The organism is Polaribacter sp. (assembly GCF_049276715.1).
In the GTDB taxonomy this organism is placed as follows: Bacteria; Bacteroidota; Bacteroidia; order Flavobacteriales; family Flavobacteriaceae; genus Polaribacter.
Genome location: NZ_JBASWY010000026.1, coordinates 21,932 through 38,458, shown reverse-complemented (window position 1 = coordinate 38,458; position 16,527 = coordinate 21,932). Strand labels below are relative to the sequence as shown.

Genomic DNA, 16,527 nt, shown 5'->3' with positions numbered 1-16,527 from the left:
TATAATTTATAAAATCATCATTTTTATTCTTCTGATTTCTCTTCTGTTGTTGTTTCTTCAACTTGAGCAGTAGTTTCTTTGCTAGAACCTCCTCTTCTACTTCTTCTAGTAGTTTTCTTAGCTTTAGCTCCATTAGGATTATAAATTTCGTTGTAATCTACTAATTCTACCATTGCCATTGGTGCATTATCACCTTGACGATTGCCCAATTTAATTATACGTAAATAACCTCCTGGTCTGTCTGCTACTTTTACAGATACTTCTCTAAAAAGTTCTGTTACAGCATACTTATCGCGTAGAACAGAGAATACAATACGTCTGTTATGAGTTGTATCTGCTTTGGATTTTGTAATTAAAGGCTCTACAAAAACTCTTAATGCTTTTGCTTTCGCTACTGTAGTGTTAATACGTTTATGTTCTATTAAAGAACATGCCATATTAGCTAACATTGCTTTTCTGTGCGCTGTTTTTCTACCTAAATGATTGTGTTTTTTTCCGTGTCTCATTTTGACGTTTGTTTTATGCTTTCATCTTGCATCAACTCACTTTGAGGAGCAAAATATGAAAGATTAATCTCTATCTAATTTATATTTTGTTAAATCCATTCCGAAACTTAAACCTTTAACAATAACCAGTTCCTCAAGTTCTGTTAATGATTTTTTTCCAAAGTTTCTAAACTTCATTAAATCACTTTTATTAAAAGAAACTAAATCTCCTAATGTATCAACCTCTGCAGCTTTTAAACAATTTAAAGCTCTTACAGATAAATCCATATCGATTAATCTAGTTTTTAACAATTGACGCATGTGCAATGATTCCTCATCATAAGTTTCTGTTTGTGCAATTTCGTCTGCCTCTAAAGTGATACGCTCATCTGAGAATAACATAAAGTGGTGGATTAATATTTTTGCAGCTTCAGTTAATGCATCTTTAGGATTGATTGATCCATCAGTATCTATATCGAAAACTAATTTTTCATAATCCGTTTTTTGCTCTACACGAAAATTTTCAATTGCGTACTTTACATTCTTAATTGGCGTATAAATAGAATCTGTAAAAATTGTTCCTATAGGCGCAGTAGACTTCTTGTTATCTTCTGCAGGTACAAATCCTCTTCCCTTTTCAATAGTAATTTCTGCATTTAACTTTACAGATTTGTCCATGTTGCAGATTACTAAATCTGGATTCAACACTTGAAAACCTGAAATAAATTTCTGTAAATCACCAGCAGTAAATTGTTCTTTACCCGAAACTGAAATAGAAACAGTTTCTCTATCAGTTTCATCTATTTGCTTCTTAAAGCGCACTTGCTTTAAGTTTAAAATAATTTCTGTAACATCTTCTACAATACCCGAAACAGTTGAGAATTCATGCTCTACACCATCGACTCTTAAAGATGTAATTGCAAAACCTTCTAAAGAAGATAAAAGTACTCTTCTTAAAGCGTTACCTACTGTTAAACCAAAACCAGGCTCTAAGGGTCTGAACTCAAATCTACCAGAAAAATCTGTAGATTCAATCATTATAACCTTATCTGGTTTTTGAAAATTTAAAATTGCCATTTTTCTTCGTTTTAATTGTTATCTGGTTGCGCGACTTATTGGTGTGAAGAAATACTAATAAATCCTTTGGCCAAATACCAATATTAATAATTATTACTTAGAATATAATTCTACGATTAATTGCTCTTTAATGTTTTCTGGAATTTGTAATCTTTCTGGTACCTTAACAAAAGTTCCTGTTTTAGTATCATTATTCCAAGTCAACCATTCGTAAACAACACTACTAGATGCTAACGCATCTTCAATAGCTACTAATGATTTAGATTTTTCTCTAACACCAACTACGTCTCCCTCTTTAAGAGTGTAGGATGGTACGTTAAGAATTTCACCATTTACAGTGATATGTCTATGAGAAACTAACTGACGTGCTCCACTTCTAGAATTTGAAATTCCCATTCTGTAAACCACATTGTCTAAACGAGATTCACATAATTGTAATAGAATTTCACCAGTAATTCCAGATGCAGCTTGTGCCCTTTTAAATAAGTTACTAAACTGACGCTCTAAAACACCATAAGTATATTTTGCTTTTTGCTTCTCCATTAATTGAGTAGCATACTCAGATTTTTTCCCTCTTCTACGAGCATTTCCATGCTGTCCTGGAGGATAGTTTCTTTTTTCGAAGTTTTTATCTTCTCCGAAAATTGCTTCGCCAAATTTACGAGCAATTTTAGTTTTTGGTCCTGTATATCTTGCCATCTTTTTTGTTGTTATAGATAGGGATTATGAATTAAGGCTTATCCTTCGCTAATCTGAATCCTATATGATTAAAATATTTAATTATACTCTTCTTCTTTTTGGTGGACGACATCCATTGTGTGGAATTGGAGTAACATCTATAATTTCTGTTACTTCAACACCCGCATTATGAATAGATCTAATTGCAGATTCTCTACCATTTCCTGGTCCTTTTACAAAAACCTTTACTTTTCTCAAACCTGCTTCTTTCGCAACTGCTGTACAATCTTCTGCTGCTAACTGAGCTGCATAGGGAGTATTCTTTTTAGAACCTCTAAAACCCATTTTTCCTGCAGAAGACCAAGAAATTACATCACCTTTTTTATTTGTTAAAGAAATAATAATGTTATTGAATGTTGCGTTTATGTGCGCTTCACCAATTGCATCAATAATAACCTTACGTTTTTTTGAACTTGCTTTTGCCATAATTTTAAATTTTAGTTATCGTTTTCTAGTAAAATGTATTTTAAAAATACGGCACACTAGATATTTATAACTCGTTTAATCTCTAACTTATTTTTTCTTGTTAGCTACAGTTTTTCTCTTACCTTTTCTTGTACGAGAATTATTCTTAGTTCTTTGTCCTCTTAAAGGAAGACCAAGTCTATGACGAATACCTCTTTGACAACCAATATCCATCAAACGTTTGATGTTTATTTGAACTTCAGAACGTAACTCACCTTCAATAGTGAAAGCTCCAACTTGTTCTCTAATCGCTGCAATTTGATCATCTGTCCAATCTTGAACTTTAATACTTTCGTCAACCTTTGCGTCTGCTAAAACTTGTTTAGCTCTACTGTTTCCTATACCAAAGATGTAAGTTAAAGCAATAACTCCTCTTTTATTCTTTGGAATATCAATACCTGCTATTCTTGCCATTACCCTTGTCTTTGTTTAAATCTAGGATTTTGTTTATTAATTACATATAATCTACCTTTTCTGCGTACTATTTTGCAGCCGGCACTTCTCTTTTTAACTGATGCTCTAACTTTCATCTGTTCTATTTTTTAGTATCTATAAGTTATTCTTGCCTTTGACAAATCATAAGGACTCATCTCTAATTTCACCTTATCTCCTGGTAATAATTTAATATAATGCATCCGCATTTTACCTGAAATATGTGCTGTAACAATATGCCCATTTTCTAATTCGACACGAAACATAGCATTTGATAACGCTTCTGTAATAGTTCCGTCTTGTTGAATTGCTGATTGTTTAGCCATATATTATTTATTCGATTTTCTATTGCTATTACCCGCTTTCATTAAACCATCATAATGACGATTTAATAAATACGAATTTATTTGTTGCAATGTATCTATAGCTACACCAACCATAATGATTAATGAAGTTCCACCATAAAACATTGCCCAACTTTGTTGAACCCCAAATTGAACTACAATTGCTGGTAAAATAGATAGGGCTGCCAAAAATAGTGAACCTGGAAATGTAATTCTTGACAAAACAGAATCTAATCGATCTGCAGTATCTTTACCAGGTCTTATTCCTGGTATAAAACCACCACTTCTTTTTAAATCATCAGCCATTTTATTTGTAGGAATTGTAATTGCTGTATAGAAAAAACTGAAAACTATAATTAATAATGCAAAAATAACATTATACCATAATCCATTCATATCTTGTAAACCAGCAATCGCCGGAAATCTTTGAGCCAATGCAACTGGTAAAAACATTATTGCTTGTGCAAAAATAATTGGCATAACACCTGCTGCATTTAATTTTAAAGGAATATAATCCCTAGAACCTGCAACATTCTGAACGTTTCCTGCTACTGTTCTTCTAGCATATTGTACAGCAATTTTTCTTACTGCTGTTACCAATAAAACAGTTAATAAAATTACAACAAACCATACTATAATTTCAATTAAAACCATCATCAAGCCACCTGCACCTGCATTTGTTGTTTTTGCAACAAATTCTTGCAGAAACGCTGCTGGAAAATTAGCAATAATACCAACTGTAATTAAGAGCGATATACCATTACCAACACCCTTGTCAGTAATACGCTCTCCAAGCCACATCGCAAAAATTGTTCCCGCTGTTAAAATAATTATCGATGATATCCAAAAAGTTGGACCGCTAACTAAAAAAGCTTCAGGGCCTAAACCAAACTGAGTTTTAATAGCAGTGATATAGGTTGGTGCTTGAACCAATGTGATTCCAATGGTTAACCATCTTGTTATTTGTGTAATTTTCTTGCGACCACTTTCTCCATCTTTTTGTAATTTTTGTAAATACGGAACCGCAATTCCCATTAACTGAACAACAATAGACGCAGAAATATATGGCATAATTCCAAGTGCCATTACTGACGCTCTAGCAAATGCCCCTCCTGTAAATGCATTCAATAATCCTAAAAGACCACCTGAAGTACTTTCTTTTAAAGCTGCTAGTTGTAAAGGATCTATTCCAGGTAATGGCACAGCTGCCATAAAACGATATACAGCAATTAAACCGATTGTAAGAAGAATCTTGTTTTTCAACTCTTCAATACTAAAAATATCTTTTAATCTATTAATAAAGTTCATCATTTACAATGTCTTATAAAGTAACAACTTCTCCTCCAGCAGCTTCAATTGCTGCTTTTGCTGATGCTGTAAATTTATGCGCAGTTACGTTTAATTTAGATTTTAATTCTCCTCCTCCTAGTATTTTTACTAAGTCGTTTTTCCCAGTTAATCTATTAGCTAATAATACATCTAAATTAACAGTATCAGTAATTTTACCATTATCAACTAAAGACTGTAACTTATCTAAATTGATACCTTGATATTCCTTTCGGTTTATATTAGTGAAACCAAATTTTGGCACACGTCTCTGTAGTGGCATCTGACCACCTTCGAAACCTACTTTTCTAGAATACCCTGAACGAGATTTAGCCCCTTTGTGACCTCTTGTTGAAGTTCCTCCATGACCAGAACCTTCACCACGTGCGATTCTTTTCTCTTTTTTTACAGATCCTTCTGCAGGTGTTAAGTTATGTAAACTACTCATTTTAAATATCTTATTTTAATTCCTCTACCGAAACTAAATGTGAAACTTTATTTACCATACCAATTACAGACGGAGTTGCCTCATGTTCTATAGTTTGGTTCATTCTTTTTAAACCTAATGCCTCTAAAGTTCTCTTTTGACTCTTTAAACGCCCGATTTGACTTTTTACTTGTGTAACTTTAATTTTTGCCATCGTTCTAAGATTTAACCGTTAAATACTTTTTCTAAAGTAATGCCTCTTTGTTTTGCAATTGAAGTTGCACTTCTTAATTGTAACAATGCATTAAAAGTAGCTTTTACAGCATTATGAGGATTCGAAGAACCTTGAGATTTAGATAATACATCATGAACTCCCACAGACTCCAGTACAGCACGAACTGCTCCACCAGCAATTACTCCTGTACCAGCAGAAGCAGGCTTAATAAATACCTTTGCTCCACCATATTTACCTTTCTGTTCGTGAGGTAAAGTACCTTCAAGTATTGGAATTCTTACTAAATTTTTCTTAGCATCTTCAACTGCCTTTGCAATTGCTGATGAAACATCTTTAGATTTTCCTAATCCATGACCAACCACTCCATTACCATCGCCAACCACTACAATTGCAGAGAAACCAAATGCTCTACCACCCTTTGTAACTTTAGTAACACGTTGCACACCAACTAATCTATCTACAAGCTCTAATCCACTTGGTTTAACTCTCTCTACGTTTTTATAACCTTGCATAATTCTTAAAATTTTAAACCAGCTTCTCTAGCAGCATCTGCTAATACTTTAATTCTACCATGGTATAAATACCCATTTCTATCGAAAGCAACTGAATCTAATCCAGCTTTAGTAGCTTTTTCTGCAATTGACTTACCAACTGCTGTTGCTGCTTCTATTTTTGTACTTGCTTTTATATTTCTAGATGAAACCGAAGCTAATGTAACTCCGTTAACATCGTCTACTAATTGAGCATAGATTTCTTTGTTACTTCTATAAACCGATAATCTTGGTTTTGCAGCAGTTCCAGATACTATTTTTCTAATTCTACGCTTAATTCTTACTCTTCTTTGTAGCTTTGATAATGCCATTATATTATATATTATGCAGATTTACCTGCTTTTCTTCTTAATACTTCACCAACAAACTTAACACCTTTACCTTTATAAGGCTCTGGGGCTCTGAAAGAACGAATCTTAGCAGCTATTTGACCAACTAATTGTTTGTCAAAAGAAGATAACTTAATGATTGGGTTTTTCCCTTTCTCTGATACTGTTTCAACAATAACTTCAGGAGCTAATTCCAAAACAATATTATGAGAATATCCTAAAGCTAAATCTAATTTTTGTCCTTGATTAGATGCTCTATAACCCACACCAACCAATTCTAAATTTTTAGTCCAACCTTTACTAACACCCTCAATCATATTATTAATTAAAGATCTCATTAAACCATGTTGAGCTTTATGATTTTTGCTCTCAGAAGCTCTTTCTAAAACAACACTAGAATCTTCAATCTTAACAGTAATTCCCTCAGAAATACTTTGCGATAACTCGCCTAACTTTCCTTTAACAGTTATTACGTTGTCTTTTATACTTACATCTACACCTTGTGTGATGCTAACGGGATTTTTTCCTATTCTACTCATCTTTCAAGATTTAATAAACGTAACATAAAACTTCCCCTCCAACATTATCCTGCTTTGCTTTTTTATTCGTCATAACACCTTTAGATGTAGAAACAATAGCAATTCCAAGACCATTTAATACTCTAGGCATCTCTGAAGAACCTACATATTTACGTAAACCTGGAGTACTGATACGTTGAATTTTTCTAATTACTGATTCTTTAGTTTCTTTATCATATTTTAAAGCTATTTTAATTGTCCCCTGAACTTTATCATCATTGAACTGATAGCTTAAAATATAACCTTGCTCGAACAAAATTTTAGTCATTTCCTTTTTCAAATTTGAAGCTGGAATTTCCACTACTCTGTGTCCTGCAGAAATTGCATTTCTTACCCTTGTAAGAAAATCCGCGATTGGATCTGTATACATACTTATTTATATTGCGATTATGGTTTTCAAATATCTCTATTGATGCTACAGATTACTCTGTGAAATTTGAACCTTTAACCAGTTAATTTTCTAGTACTCAAAAAAAATAGAGCGTGCAAAGGTACACATTCTATTTATATTTTTGTTATTTATTTTTAATTTCTACCAACTTGCTTTTTTAACACCTGGTATTAAACCTTCGTTCGCCATTTCTCTAAAAGTAACACGAGAAATACCGAATTGTCTCATATAACCTCTTGGACGCCCTGTCAATTTACATCTATTATGTAATCTTACAGGAGATGCATTTTTTGGTAATTTTTGTAATGCTTCGTAGTTTCCTGCTTCTTTTAAAGCCTTTCTTTTTTCAGCATACTTCGCAACCGTTTTTTCTCTTTTACGCTCACGAGCTTTCATTGATTCTTTAGCCATTTCTTAATTTTTTGTGAATGGTAAACCTAATTCTTCTAATAATGACTTCGCTTCTTTATCAGTATTAGCAGACGTTACAAAAGCAATATCCATACCGTTAATTTTTTTAACTTGGTCAATATTTATTTCTGGGTATATGATTTGCTCAGTAATCCCTAAATTATAATTACCTCTACCATCAAAACCATTTGCTTTAATACCATTGAAATCTCTAACACGTGGTAACGAAGCTGTTACTAATCTATCTAAAAATTCATACATTTTGTCACCACGTAAGGTTACTTTAACACCAATTGGCATTCCTTTACGTAATTTAAATGATGCAACATCTTTTTTCGATATAGTAGATATTGCTTTTTGACCAGTAATTTTAGTTACTTCCTCTAAAGCATAATCTATTAACTTTTTATCTGCAATTGCAGCACCAACACCTTTAGAAACAACTATTTTTTCTAACTTAGGCACCTGCATAACGTTCTTATAACCGAACTCTTCAGTAAGAGCACTAATTACTCTTCCTTTATATTCCGCTTTTAATCTTGGTACGTAACTCATGATTATTATTATTTTTTAGTTTTTTTAGAGATTCTTGTTTTCGTATCTCCATCAACTTTATAACCTACTCTTACAGCTGCACCACCTTCTACTAACATTACATTAGAAATATGAAGTGAAGCTTCTTTTTTAACAATACCACCTTGAGGACTTTGAGCACTAGGCTTAGTATGTTTAGAAACTAAGTTTACCCCTTCTACTAAAACTCTATCCTTATCTTTAATGATTTGTAAAACTTTACCTTCTGACCCTTTATGATCTCCTGCAATAACCTTTACAGTATCTCCAGATTTTATCTTGAACTTCTTCATCTTACTATATTAATTTAAAGCACTTCAGGCGCTAATGATACAATTTTCATAAATTGCTTCTCACGAAGTTCACGAGCTACAGGTCCAAATACACGTGTTCCTCTCATCTCCTCTGTAGGATTTAAAAGTACACACGCATTATCATCAAACCTAATATAAGATCCGTCTTTACGTCTAACTTCTTTTTTTGTTCTTACAACAACTGCTCTAGATACTTGACCTTTTTTCACAGTTCCGTTTGGAGTCGCAGACTTAATGGATACGACAATCTTGTCTCCAATACTTGCATAACGTTTTCTTGTTCCTCCTAAAACTCTGATTACTAAAACCTCTTTAGCTCCAGTATTATCTGCTACTTTTAATCTTGATTCTGTCTGTAACATATTATTTAGCTCTTTCTAGGATTTCTACTAATCTCCAACGTTTAGATTTACTCATAGGTCTTGTTTCCATGATTCTAACAGTATCTCCTTCGTTGCAATCATTCTGTTCGTCGTGTGCAACATATTTCTTCGTTTTTAAAACGAACTTTCCATACATTGGGTGCTTCACTCTCTTAGTTTCAGATACAACAATAGATTTCTCCATTTTGCTACTCGAAACTACACCAATTCTCTCTTTTCTAAGATTTCTTTTTTCCATCTTTAAAACTGACTATAGAATTATTGTAATTCTCTTTTTGTTAATTCTGTTGCAATTCTTGCTACAGTTCTTCTTAAGCTTCTTAATTGCAACGGATTCTCCAAAGGAGTAATTGCGTGAGCCATCTTAAGATCGGTATAATTCTTTTGCAACGCTCCATGCTTCTCATTAAGATCAGCAATAGATAATTCTTTAATTTCTGATTGTTTCATTTTGTATAGAATTATGCGTTAATATCAAAATCTCTAGCTACAACAAACTTCGTTCTCACAGGAAGTTTTTGAGCTGCTAAACGTAAAGCTTCTTTTGCCACATCAATTGATACTCCTCCAACTTCAAACAAAATTCTTCCAGGTTTAATTACTGATACAAAATGATCTGGAGCACCTTTACCTTTACCCATACGAACCTCTAAAGGTTTCTTAGTGATAGGCTTATCTGGAAATATTTTAATCCATAACTGACCTTCTCTCTTCATGTGACGCGTAGCTGCAATACGAGCTGCTTCAATTTGACGAGATGTAAGTAAATTCTGATCTATAGATTTTATACCAAACATTCCATTAGAAAGCTGATTTCCTCTTTGAGAATTACCAGACATATTTCCTTTGCCCTTCTGTACCTTACGATATTTTACTCTTTTTGGCTGTAACATTTTTAACTTCTAATTTAAAAATTATTTTCTTCTACGAGGTTGACGTTTTGCTCTATCACCACCACCTTTTACACCACCTTGTTTTTTAGACAAACCTACTAAAGGAGATAATTCTCTTTTACCATATACCTCTCCCTTCATAATCCATACTTTAATACCCAATCTACCATAAGTAGTATGAGCTTCTACAAGTGAATAATCAATATCCGCTCTAAAAGTAGATAATGGAATTCTACCTTCTTTAAAATGCTCTGAACGAGCCATTTCTGCGCCATTTAAACGGCCTGAAATTTGAATTTTAATTCCCTCAGCATTCATTCTCATGGTTGCTGTAATAGCCATTTTAATAGCTCTTTTGTAAGAAATTCTATTTTCAATTTGACGAGCCACACTTGTTGCAACTAATTTCGCATCCAATTCTGGTCGCTTAATTTCAAAAATATTTAATTGAACCTCTTTACCTGTTATCTTCTTTAACTCTTCTTTTAACTTGTCAACTTCTTGACCTCCTTTACCTATAATAATACCAGGTCTAGCAGTTGTAATAGTAACAGTTACAAGTTTAAGTGTACGCTCAATGATAACTCTAGAAACACTTGCTTTCGATAACCTAGCGAATATATATTTTCTTATTTTATCATCTTCAGCAATTTTATCTCCATAGTCATTACCACCATACCAGTTAGATTCCCAACCTCTGATGATTCCTAAACGATTTCCTATTGGATTTGTTTTTTGTCCCATTTTCTACTTCGATTAATTACTTAAATTTTTACTACCTAACTCTAAAGTGACATGATTAGAACGCTTACGAATTCTATGAGCACGTCCTTGTGGTGCTGGTCTTAATCTTTTTAACATCCCAGCGCTATCTACACATATAGATTTAACAAACAAACCAGCATCTTCAATTGCTGAATCATCATTTTTAGCTTGCCAGTTTGCAATTGCAGACAACAATAATTTTTCTAAATTTATAGATGCCTCTTTAGGACTGAACTTTAAGATTTGTAAAGCCTTTTCAACCTCAACTCCTCTTACTTGATCTGCAACTAAACGCATTTTTCTCGGTGACGTAGGACAATTAGTAAGCTTTGCAAAAGCACGTTGCTTTCTATCTGCCTTTAATTGATCTGCCATATTTTTTTTACGAACTCCCATTTTCCTACTATTTTTTTCCTTTATTTTTTGCACCAGCATGTCCTCTAAAAGAACGAGTTGGTGAAAATTCGCCTAATTTATGCCCTACCATGTTTTCTGTAACGTAAACTGGTACAAATTGACGTCCATTATGAACAGCAATTGTTTGCCCAACGAAGTCTGGAGAAATCATACTAGCTCTAGACCAAGTCTTGATTACAGTTTTACTCCCAGCTTCTACATTAGCCAACACTTTTTTCTCTAATTTATAGTGAATGAAAGGTCCTTTTTTTAATGATCTTGCCATAACTTAATTATTTCTTTCTACGTTCGATAATGTATTTATTACTAGCCTTAGTCTTAGATCTAGTTTTAAATCCTTTCGCAGGAATACCATTTCTAGATCTTGGATGACCTCCAGAAGAACGTCCTTCTCCACCTCCCATTGGGTGATCTACTGGATTCATTCTTACTGCGTTAACTCTTGGTCTTCTTCCTAACCATCTTCTTCTACCTGCCTTTCCAGAAACTAACAACTGATGATCAGAATTTGAAACTACTCCAATTGTAGCCATACATGTTAACAAAATCAATCTTGTTTCACCCGATGGCAATTTCACAGTAGCGTACTTACCATCCCTAGCCATTAATTGAGCAAAAGAACCTGCAGAACGTGCCATAACAGCACCCTGAGCTGGACGCAACTCTATACAAGATATTGTTGTTCCTAATGGAATTTCACTTAAAGGCATTGCATTACCAATCTCTGGTGCAACACCAATTCCTGAAACAATTTCTTGTCCTACTTGCAAACCATTTTGTGCAATTACATATCTTTTCTCACCATCTGTATAATTAATCAAAGCAATAAATGCTGTACGATTAGGATCATACTCAATGGTTTTCACGGTACCCTTAATATCTTTCTTATCTCTTTTAAAATCTATAATACGATATCTTTGTTTATGACCTCCTCCTATATTACGAGTTGTCATTCTACCCTGACTATTTCGACCTCCAGATCTTTTTTTCGGTGCAAGTAAACTTTTTTCCGGCTTATCAGCTGTAATGGTGTCGAATCCATTTACAACTCTAAAACGCTGACCTGGTGTTATTGGTTTTAATTTTCTAACTGACATACTGTCTTTTCTTAAAGATTGTTATAAAAATCAATACTTTCTCCTTCTGCTAATTGAACTATAGCTTTCTTATACCCACTCTTAACACCAGTTACTAAACCTTTTTTAGTAAACTTAGTATTTCTTTGGATTGGATAATTTAAAGTTTTTATACCTGAAATAGAAACTCCGTAAGCTGACTCAACAGCCCCCTTGATTTCTAATTTATTAGCTTTTTTATCTACAACAAATGCATAACGATTAAATAATTCACTATCATTAGTTGCTTTCTCAGTGATAATAGGTTTTATTAAAATACTCATTTCGAATCCCTATTTGGTTAAATTTGTGTTTATACCTTCTAAAGAACCTTCAGTAATAATAATCTTATTAGCATTTAAAACACCATAAGTATTAATTTCTGAAGCCTTTATTACTTTCGAATTCTTTAAATTACGCGATGACAAATACACATTCGTATTTTCATTACCTAAAACAAATAAAGATTTTTTAGTTTCTAATTCTAAGGCCTTTAAAACATTAGTAAAATTCTTTGTTTTTGGAGATTCAAAATCAAAATCCTCAACAATAACTAAATTACTCGCATTTGCCTGAATACTTAAAGCGGACTTTCGTGCTAATCGCTTTAAATTTTTATTCAATTTAAAAGAATAACTTCTTGGTCTTGGACCAAACATACGTCCACCACCTCTAAAAACTCCAGACTTAATAGACCCTGCTCTTGCAGTACCCGTTCCTTTTTGTTTTTTAATCTTTCTAGTAGAACCTGCGATCTCTGCTCTCTCTTTAGATTTATGCGTTCCTTGACGTTGATTCGCCAAGTATTGTTTAACATCTAAATAAATAGCATGATCATTAGGTTCGATACCAAATACCTCTCCAGAAAGTTCTACTTTCCTTCCTGTATCTTTTCCTGTAATATCTAAAACTGCTACTTTCATTATCTCTGAATAGTTACAAAAGCATTTTTATGTCCAGGAATTGCTCCTTTAACAACAAGTAGATTCTTTTCAGCAACTACCTTTAATACTTTTAAGTTTTGAACTTTCACTCTATCTCCACCCATTCTACCTGCCATACGCATACCTTTAAAAACTCTTGCAGGATAAGACGCAGCACCAATAGAACCTGGAGCTCTTAATCTATTATGTTGACCATGAGTTGCTTGACCAACACCACCAAAACCGTGACGTTTCACAACCCCTTGAAAACCTTTACCTTTTGAAACTCCTGACACATCAACAAACTCTCCTTCAGCAAAATGACTCACTGTAATAGAATCTCCTAATTTGTAGTTTTTCTCAAATCCTTGAAATTCAACAACTTTCTTTTTAGCGCTTGTACCAGCTTTCTTAAAGTGGCCATCTAACGATTTGTTAGAACTCTTCGCTTTTTTGTCATCGAAACCAAGTTGTAACGCATTGTATCCGTCAACCTCTTCGGTTCTGACTTGGGTAACAACGCAAGGACCTGCTTCGATTACTGTACATGGAATATTCTTTCCATTTTCATCGAACAAACTGGTCATTCCAATTTTTCTACCTATTAACCCAGACATTTAGTTAAAATTTTAGACGATTAGATTATCTAGCGCGTCTAATTAATACTTTGTTTTTGAAACAATTGTTTCGTTTTTTTACACTTACGAGATTTTCTTAAAAAAAAACAGCGTAAAACAAATTCAACGCTGATTTTGTTTTTCCGTTTTTCCTTTGCGAAACGCTCTGGACATGTTCCTATTACTGAATTTAAAATCAATAACTAGTGTACCCTACTCTATTTCGGGTTGCAAAATTATAAAAAACTTTCGGTATAAAAAAATTAAACCGAAAGTTTATACAAATTTAATTATACTTTAATCTCTACCTCAACACCACTTGGCAATTCAAGCTTCATTAATGCATCAATAGTCTTAGAAGAAGAACTATAAATGTCTAGTAACCTTTTATATGAAGCTAATTGAAATTGCTCTCTAGATTTTTTATTCACGTGAGGTGAACGTAATACTGTAAAAATCTTTTTATGTGTTGGTAAAGGTATAGGTCCGTTTACAACAGCACCAGTACTTTTAACAGTCTTAACTATTTTCTCAGCAGATTTATCTACCAAATTGTAATCGTAAGACTTTAATTTTATTCTAATTTTTTGACTCATCTTAATCTATTTAGTAAATTAACCTTTAGCTTTCGCAATAACATCTTCTGAAATATTCGATGGAGTTTCTGCGTAGTGAGAAAATTCCATTGTTGATGTTGCTCTACCAGAAGACATCGTTCTTAATGCAGTAACATAACCAAACATTTCTGATAATGGAACAATAGCCTTTACAACTTTTGCACCACCTCGATCTGACATGTTATTAACTTGACCTCTTCTTCTGTTTAAATCTCCAACAATATCCCCCATATTTTCTTCTGGAGTAATTACCTCTAGTTTCATTAATGGTTCCATAATTTTAGCTTTTGCAGATTTCGCAGCCACCTTGTATCCCATTTTTGCAGCTAATTCAAAAGATAATGCATCAGAATCCACTGCATGGAAAGAACCATCTCTTAATGTAACCTTCATAGAATCCATTTCATATCCAGCTAAAGGACCATTCTTCATAGCTTCTTTAAATCCTTTTTCTACAGAAGGAACAAATTCTCTAGGAACGTTCCCACCTTTAATTACAGATTCGAATTGCAACCCTTGAACACCTTCATCAGCTGGCTCTATTGTAAATACTATATCAGCAAATTTACCACGACCACCTGATTGTTTTTTGTAAACTTCTCTATGATCTGCAACTGCTGTAATAGCTTCTTTATACTCAACTTGAGGTTGACCTTGATTTACTTCTACTTTAAACTCACGTCTTAAACGATCTACAATTACATCTAAATGTAATTCACCCATTCCAGAAATAATAGTTTGACCTGAAGCTTCATCAGTTCTAACTGTAAAAGTTGGATCTTCTTCTGCTAGTTTACCAAGCCCAATACCTAATCTATCAACATCTGCCTTTGTTTTAGGTTCTACAGCAATACCAATTACTGGATCTGGAAAATCCATAGATTCTAAAACTATAGGATGTTTCTCATCAGTTAAAGTATCACCTGTCTTAATAGATTTAAAACCTACAGCCGCACCAATATCCCCTGCTTCTATAAAATCGATAGCATTTTGTTTATTAGCATGCATTTGATAGATTCTAGAGATACGCTCTTTCTTACCTGAACGATTATTTAAAACATAGGAACCAGCGTCTAAACGACCAGAATATGCTCTAAAAAAAGCTAACCGTCCTACAAAAGGATCTGTTGCAATTTTAAATGCTAACGCTGCAAAAGGCTCCTTTACACTTGGTTTACGTAATTCTTTTTCCTCTGTATCTGGATTAACACCCACAATACCTTCCTTATCCATTGGAGAAGGCAAATAACGACATACAGCATCTAAAAGAAACTGAACACCTTTGTTTTTGAATGCAGATCCACATATCATAGGAATGATTGCCATATCCATAACAGCAGCTCTCAATGCAGCATGCACTTCGTCTTCTGTTATCGAGTTTTCATCTTCCATAAATTTTTCCAACAAACTCTCGTCATAACTTGCTACTTCTTCGATTAAAAGAGCACGATATTTACGAGCTTCTGCTTTCAAGTCTTCAGGAATTTCGATTTCATCGAAAGTTGCTCCTTGAGTTTCATCATGCCAAACAATAGCACGATTTTTCACTAAATCTATAATACCTTTAAAGTTCTCCTCGTCACCAATATTTAATACAATTGGAACTGCATTAGACTTTAACATATCTTTTACCTGTTGGCAAACCGCCAAGAAATCAGACCCTTGACGATCCATTTTATTAACGAAACCAATTCTAGGTACTTTATAATTGTCTGCTAATCTCCAGTTAGTTTCAGATTGTGGCTCAACACCATCAACTGCACTAAACAAAAACACTAAACCATCAAGAACACGTAAAGAACGGTTTACTTCAACCGTAAAATCAACGTGCCCAGGTGTATCAATAATATTAAAATGATATTCTTTAGAACTTTCTATTGGCTCTCCATCTACTCTTGGAAAAACCCATTCGCAGGTAGTTGCTGCAGATGTGATTGTAATACCACGCTCTTGCTCTTGCTCCATCCAATCCATTGTAGCAGCACCATCATGTACTTCTCCAATTTTATGCGAAACTCCTGTATAATAAAGAATACGCTCTGTTGTAGTGGTTTTCCCTGCATCTATATGTGCAGCAATACCAATATTTCTAGTTAAGGTTAAATCTCTTGCCATTTCTTA

General features: G+C 33.6%; 30 protein-coding genes. All 30 read right to left on the bottom strand.

Annotated elements, in window-relative coordinates:
• Positions 1–23: 23 nt before the first annotated feature.
• The 30 genes from rplQ to fusA all read right to left on the bottom strand — a co-directional run bounded on the left by rplQ (position 24) and on the right by fusA (position 16,521).
• On the bottom strand, positions 24–506 hold the full coding sequence (gene rplQ / locus WAO74_RS06945; protein ID WP_422160697.1) for a 50S ribosomal protein L17: 483 nt from the start codon (positions 504–506) through the stop codon (positions 24–26).
• Between the two features lie 63 nt (positions 507–569).
• A complete protein-coding gene (locus WAO74_RS06940) occupies positions 570–1,562 on the bottom strand; it encodes a DNA-directed RNA polymerase subunit alpha (RefSeq protein ID WP_422160695.1) in 993 nt (330 codons plus the stop codon).
• 93 nt (positions 1,563–1,655) lie between these two features.
• Entirely contained in the window at positions 1,656–2,261 is a 606-nt protein-coding gene (gene rpsD, locus WAO74_RS06935; RefSeq protein WP_422160693.1) for a 30S ribosomal protein S4, read from the bottom strand.
• Positions 2,262–2,342: 81 nt separating this feature from the next.
• Entirely contained in the window at positions 2,343–2,726 is a 384-nt protein-coding gene (gene rpsK, locus WAO74_RS06930; protein WP_422160692.1) for a 30S ribosomal protein S11, read from the bottom strand.
• Positions 2,727–2,813: 87 nt separating this feature from the next.
• Positions 2,814–3,179 carry a 30S ribosomal protein S13 gene (rpsM, locus tag WAO74_RS06925; RefSeq protein ID WP_422160690.1) on the bottom strand — a complete coding sequence of 122 codons (366 nt, stop codon included), beginning with the start codon at positions 3,177–3,179 and terminating at the stop codon, positions 2,814–2,816.
• Entirely contained in the window at positions 3,179–3,295 is a 117-nt protein-coding gene (gene ykgO, locus WAO74_RS06920) for a type B 50S ribosomal protein L36 (RefSeq protein WP_422160688.1), read from the bottom strand. The genes rpsM and ykgO overlap by 1 nt, the downstream gene beginning before the upstream one ends.
• Positions 3,296–3,307: 12 nt before the next feature.
• Entirely contained in the window at positions 3,308–3,523 is a 216-nt protein-coding gene (gene infA / locus WAO74_RS06915) for a translation initiation factor IF-1 (protein ID WP_004568721.1), read from the bottom strand.
• 3 nt (positions 3,524–3,526) lie between these two features.
• The gene (gene secY, locus WAO74_RS06910) at positions 3,527–4,849 is read right to left on the bottom strand and encodes a preprotein translocase subunit SecY (RefSeq protein WP_422160904.1); all 1,323 of its coding nucleotides are present in this window, start codon (positions 4,847–4,849) and stop codon (positions 3,527–3,529) included.
• Between the two features lie 13 nt (positions 4,850–4,862).
• Positions 4,863–5,315, bottom strand: coding sequence for a 50S ribosomal protein L15 (gene rplO, locus WAO74_RS06905; protein ID WP_422160686.1), 453 nt, complete (start codon positions 5,313–5,315; stop codon positions 4,863–4,865).
• Between the two features lie 10 nt (positions 5,316–5,325).
• A complete protein-coding gene (gene rpmD, locus WAO74_RS06900) occupies positions 5,326–5,508 on the bottom strand; it encodes a 50S ribosomal protein L30 (protein WP_422160684.1) in 183 nt (60 codons plus the stop codon).
• Between the two features lie 11 nt (positions 5,509–5,519).
• Positions 5,520–6,044 (bottom strand): 30S ribosomal protein S5, encoded by a 525-nt coding sequence (gene rpsE, locus WAO74_RS06895; RefSeq protein WP_422160903.1) that lies wholly within the window; start codon positions 6,042–6,044, stop codon positions 5,520–5,522.
• Between the two features lie 2 nt (positions 6,045–6,046).
• Complete coding sequence (rplR, locus tag WAO74_RS06890) at positions 6,047–6,391, bottom strand: 50S ribosomal protein L18 (RefSeq protein ID WP_422160682.1); 345 nt, start codon at positions 6,389–6,391, stop codon at positions 6,047–6,049.
• A gap of 11 nt (positions 6,392–6,402) precedes the next feature.
• Positions 6,403–6,948 (bottom strand): 50S ribosomal protein L6, encoded by a 546-nt coding sequence (gene rplF, locus WAO74_RS06885; protein ID WP_422160681.1) that lies wholly within the window; start codon positions 6,946–6,948, stop codon positions 6,403–6,405.
• 10 nt (positions 6,949–6,958) lie between these two features.
• Positions 6,959–7,357 carry a 30S ribosomal protein S8 gene (gene rpsH, locus WAO74_RS06880; protein WP_422160679.1) on the bottom strand — a complete coding sequence of 133 codons (399 nt, stop codon included), beginning with the start codon at positions 7,355–7,357 and terminating at the stop codon, positions 6,959–6,961.
• A 162-nt stretch (positions 7,358–7,519) separates the two neighbouring features.
• The gene (rpsN, locus tag WAO74_RS06875) at positions 7,520–7,789 is read right to left on the bottom strand and encodes a 30S ribosomal protein S14 (RefSeq protein WP_422160677.1); all 270 of its coding nucleotides are present in this window, start codon (positions 7,787–7,789) and stop codon (positions 7,520–7,522) included.
• Between the two features lie 3 nt (positions 7,790–7,792).
• A complete protein-coding gene (gene rplE / locus WAO74_RS06870) occupies positions 7,793–8,344 on the bottom strand; it encodes a 50S ribosomal protein L5 (RefSeq protein ID WP_422160675.1) in 552 nt (183 codons plus the stop codon).
• Positions 8,345–8,352: 8 nt separating this feature from the next.
• Entirely contained in the window at positions 8,353–8,655 is a 303-nt protein-coding gene (gene rplX, locus WAO74_RS06865) for a 50S ribosomal protein L24 (protein WP_422160673.1), read from the bottom strand.
• A gap of 14 nt (positions 8,656–8,669) precedes the next feature.
• A complete protein-coding gene (gene rplN / locus WAO74_RS06860) occupies positions 8,670–9,038 on the bottom strand; it encodes a 50S ribosomal protein L14 (RefSeq protein ID WP_018943600.1) in 369 nt (122 codons plus the stop codon).
• A 1-nt stretch (position 9,039) separates the two neighbouring features.
• Complete coding sequence (gene rpsQ / locus WAO74_RS06855; RefSeq protein ID WP_015482229.1) at positions 9,040–9,297, bottom strand: 30S ribosomal protein S17; 258 nt, start codon at positions 9,295–9,297, stop codon at positions 9,040–9,042.
• A 20-nt stretch (positions 9,298–9,317) separates the two neighbouring features.
• On the bottom strand, positions 9,318–9,509 hold the full coding sequence (rpmC, locus tag WAO74_RS06850) for a 50S ribosomal protein L29 (protein ID WP_299670753.1): 192 nt from the start codon (positions 9,507–9,509) through the stop codon (positions 9,318–9,320).
• Between the two features lie 11 nt (positions 9,510–9,520).
• A complete protein-coding gene (rplP, locus tag WAO74_RS06845) occupies positions 9,521–9,952 on the bottom strand; it encodes a 50S ribosomal protein L16 (RefSeq protein ID WP_422160670.1) in 432 nt (143 codons plus the stop codon).
• Positions 9,953–9,973: 21 nt separating this feature from the next.
• Positions 9,974–10,696, bottom strand: a complete 723-nt coding sequence (gene rpsC / locus WAO74_RS06840) for a 30S ribosomal protein S3 (RefSeq protein WP_422160668.1) — start codon at positions 10,694–10,696, stop codon at positions 9,974–9,976.
• 12 nt (positions 10,697–10,708) lie between these two features.
• Positions 10,709–11,113: a 50S ribosomal protein L22 gene (gene rplV, locus WAO74_RS06835; RefSeq protein ID WP_422160667.1), complete on the bottom strand. Its 405-nt coding sequence runs from the start codon at positions 11,111–11,113 to the stop codon at positions 10,709–10,711.
• A 7-nt stretch (positions 11,114–11,120) separates the two neighbouring features.
• The gene (gene rpsS / locus WAO74_RS06830; RefSeq protein ID WP_422160666.1) at positions 11,121–11,399 is read right to left on the bottom strand and encodes a 30S ribosomal protein S19; all 279 of its coding nucleotides are present in this window, start codon (positions 11,397–11,399) and stop codon (positions 11,121–11,123) included.
• A 7-nt stretch (positions 11,400–11,406) separates the two neighbouring features.
• A complete protein-coding gene (gene rplB / locus WAO74_RS06825) occupies positions 11,407–12,231 on the bottom strand; it encodes a 50S ribosomal protein L2 (RefSeq protein WP_422160664.1) in 825 nt (274 codons plus the stop codon).
• A gap of 11 nt (positions 12,232–12,242) precedes the next feature.
• Complete coding sequence (gene rplW / locus WAO74_RS06820) at positions 12,243–12,533, bottom strand: 50S ribosomal protein L23 (RefSeq protein WP_422160662.1); 291 nt, start codon at positions 12,531–12,533, stop codon at positions 12,243–12,245.
• A 9-nt stretch (positions 12,534–12,542) separates the two neighbouring features.
• Entirely contained in the window at positions 12,543–13,172 is a 630-nt protein-coding gene (gene rplD, locus WAO74_RS06815; RefSeq protein ID WP_422160661.1) for a 50S ribosomal protein L4, read from the bottom strand.
• The gene (rplC, locus tag WAO74_RS06810) at positions 13,172–13,789 is read right to left on the bottom strand and encodes a 50S ribosomal protein L3 (RefSeq protein WP_422160659.1); all 618 of its coding nucleotides are present in this window, start codon (positions 13,787–13,789) and stop codon (positions 13,172–13,174) included. The genes rplD and rplC overlap by 1 nt, the downstream gene beginning before the upstream one ends.
• Positions 13,790–14,079: 290 nt before the next feature.
• Positions 14,080–14,385: a 30S ribosomal protein S10 gene (gene rpsJ / locus WAO74_RS06805; protein WP_004568745.1), complete on the bottom strand. Its 306-nt coding sequence runs from the start codon at positions 14,383–14,385 to the stop codon at positions 14,080–14,082.
• Positions 14,386–14,403: 18 nt separating this feature from the next.
• The gene (gene fusA / locus WAO74_RS06800) at positions 14,404–16,521 is read right to left on the bottom strand and encodes an elongation factor G (protein ID WP_422160657.1); all 2,118 of its coding nucleotides are present in this window, start codon (positions 16,519–16,521) and stop codon (positions 14,404–14,406) included.
• Positions 16,522–16,527 lie beyond the last annotated feature (6 nt).

Coding starts and splice junctions, on each gene's coding strand:
- rplQ (WP_422160697.1), bottom strand. CDS start 506: ATGAGACACGGAAAAAAACACAATCATTTAGGTAGAAAAACAGCGCAC.
- WAO74_RS06940 (WP_422160695.1), bottom strand. CDS start 1,562: ATGGCAATTTTAAATTTTCAAAAACCAGATAAGGTTATAATGATTGAA.
- rpsD (WP_422160693.1), bottom strand. CDS start 2,261: ATGGCAAGATATACAGGACCAAAAACTAAAATTGCTCGTAAATTTGGC.
- rpsK (WP_422160692.1), bottom strand. CDS start 2,726: ATGGCAAAAGCAAGTTCAAAAAAACGTAAGGTTATTATTGATGCAATT.
- rpsM (WP_422160690.1), bottom strand. CDS start 3,179: ATGGCAAGAATAGCAGGTATTGATATTCCAAAGAATAAAAGAGGAGTT.
- ykgO (WP_422160688.1), bottom strand. CDS start 3,295: ATGAAAGTTAGAGCATCAGTTAAAAAGAGAAGTGCCGGCTGCAAAATA.
- infA (WP_004568721.1), bottom strand. CDS start 3,523: ATGGCTAAACAATCAGCAATTCAACAAGACGGAACTATTACAGAAGCG.
- secY (WP_422160904.1), bottom strand. CDS start 4,849: ATGAACTTTATTAATAGATTAAAAGATATTTTTAGTATTGAAGAGTTG.
- rplO (WP_422160686.1), bottom strand. CDS start 5,315: ATGAGTAGTTTACATAACTTAACACCTGCAGAAGGATCTGTAAAAAAA.
- rpmD (WP_422160684.1), bottom strand. CDS start 5,508: ATGGCAAAAATTAAAGTTACACAAGTAAAAAGTCAAATCGGGCGTTTA.
- rplR (WP_422160682.1), bottom strand. CDS start 6,391: ATGGCATTATCAAAGCTACAAAGAAGAGTAAGAATTAAGCGTAGAATT.
- rplF (WP_422160681.1), bottom strand. CDS start 6,948: ATGAGTAGAATAGGAAAAAATCCCGTTAGCATCACACAAGGTGTAGAT.
- rpsH (WP_422160679.1), bottom strand. CDS start 7,357: ATGTATACAGATCCAATCGCGGATTTTCTTACAAGGGTAAGAAATGCA.
- rpsN (WP_422160677.1), bottom strand. CDS start 7,789: ATGGCTAAAGAATCAATGAAAGCTCGTGAGCGTAAAAGAGAAAAAACG.
- rplE (WP_422160675.1), bottom strand. CDS start 8,344: ATGAGTTACGTACCAAGATTAAAAGCGGAATATAAAGGAAGAGTAATT.
- rplX (WP_422160673.1), bottom strand. CDS start 8,655: ATGAAGAAGTTCAAGATAAAATCTGGAGATACTGTAAAGGTTATTGCA.
- rplN (WP_018943600.1), bottom strand. CDS start 9,038: ATGTTACAGACAGAATCAAGATTAAAAGTAGCAGATAATACTGGAGCT.
- rpsQ (WP_015482229.1), bottom strand. CDS start 9,297: ATGGAAAAAAGAAATCTTAGAAAAGAGAGAATTGGTGTAGTTTCGAGT.
- rpmC (WP_299670753.1), bottom strand. CDS start 9,509: ATGAAACAATCAGAAATTAAAGAATTATCTATTGCTGATCTTAATGAG.
- rplP (WP_422160670.1), bottom strand. CDS start 9,952: ATGTTACAGCCAAAAAGAGTAAAATATCGTAAGGTACAGAAGGGCAAA.
- rpsC (WP_422160668.1), bottom strand. CDS start 10,696: ATGGGACAAAAAACAAATCCAATAGGAAATCGTTTAGGAATCATCAGA.
- rplV (WP_422160667.1), bottom strand. CDS start 11,113: ATGGGAGTTCGTAAAAAAAATATGGCAGATCAATTAAAGGCAGATAGA.
- rpsS (WP_422160666.1), bottom strand. CDS start 11,399: ATGGCAAGATCATTAAAAAAAGGACCTTTCATTCACTATAAATTAGAG.
- rplB (WP_422160664.1), bottom strand. CDS start 12,231: ATGTCAGTTAGAAAATTAAAACCAATAACACCAGGTCAGCGTTTTAGA.
- rplW (WP_422160662.1), bottom strand. CDS start 12,533: ATGAGTATTTTAATAAAACCTATTATCACTGAGAAAGCAACTAATGAT.
- rplD (WP_422160661.1), bottom strand. CDS start 13,172: ATGAAAGTAGCAGTTTTAGATATTACAGGAAAAGATACAGGAAGGAAA.
- rplC (WP_422160659.1), bottom strand. CDS start 13,789: ATGTCTGGGTTAATAGGTAGAAAAATTGGAATGACCAGTTTGTTCGAT.
- rpsJ (WP_004568745.1), bottom strand. CDS start 14,385: ATGAGTCAAAAAATTAGAATAAAATTAAAGTCTTACGATTACAATTTG.
- fusA (WP_422160657.1), bottom strand. CDS start 16,521: ATGGCAAGAGATTTAACCTTAACTAGAAATATTGGTATTGCTGCACAT.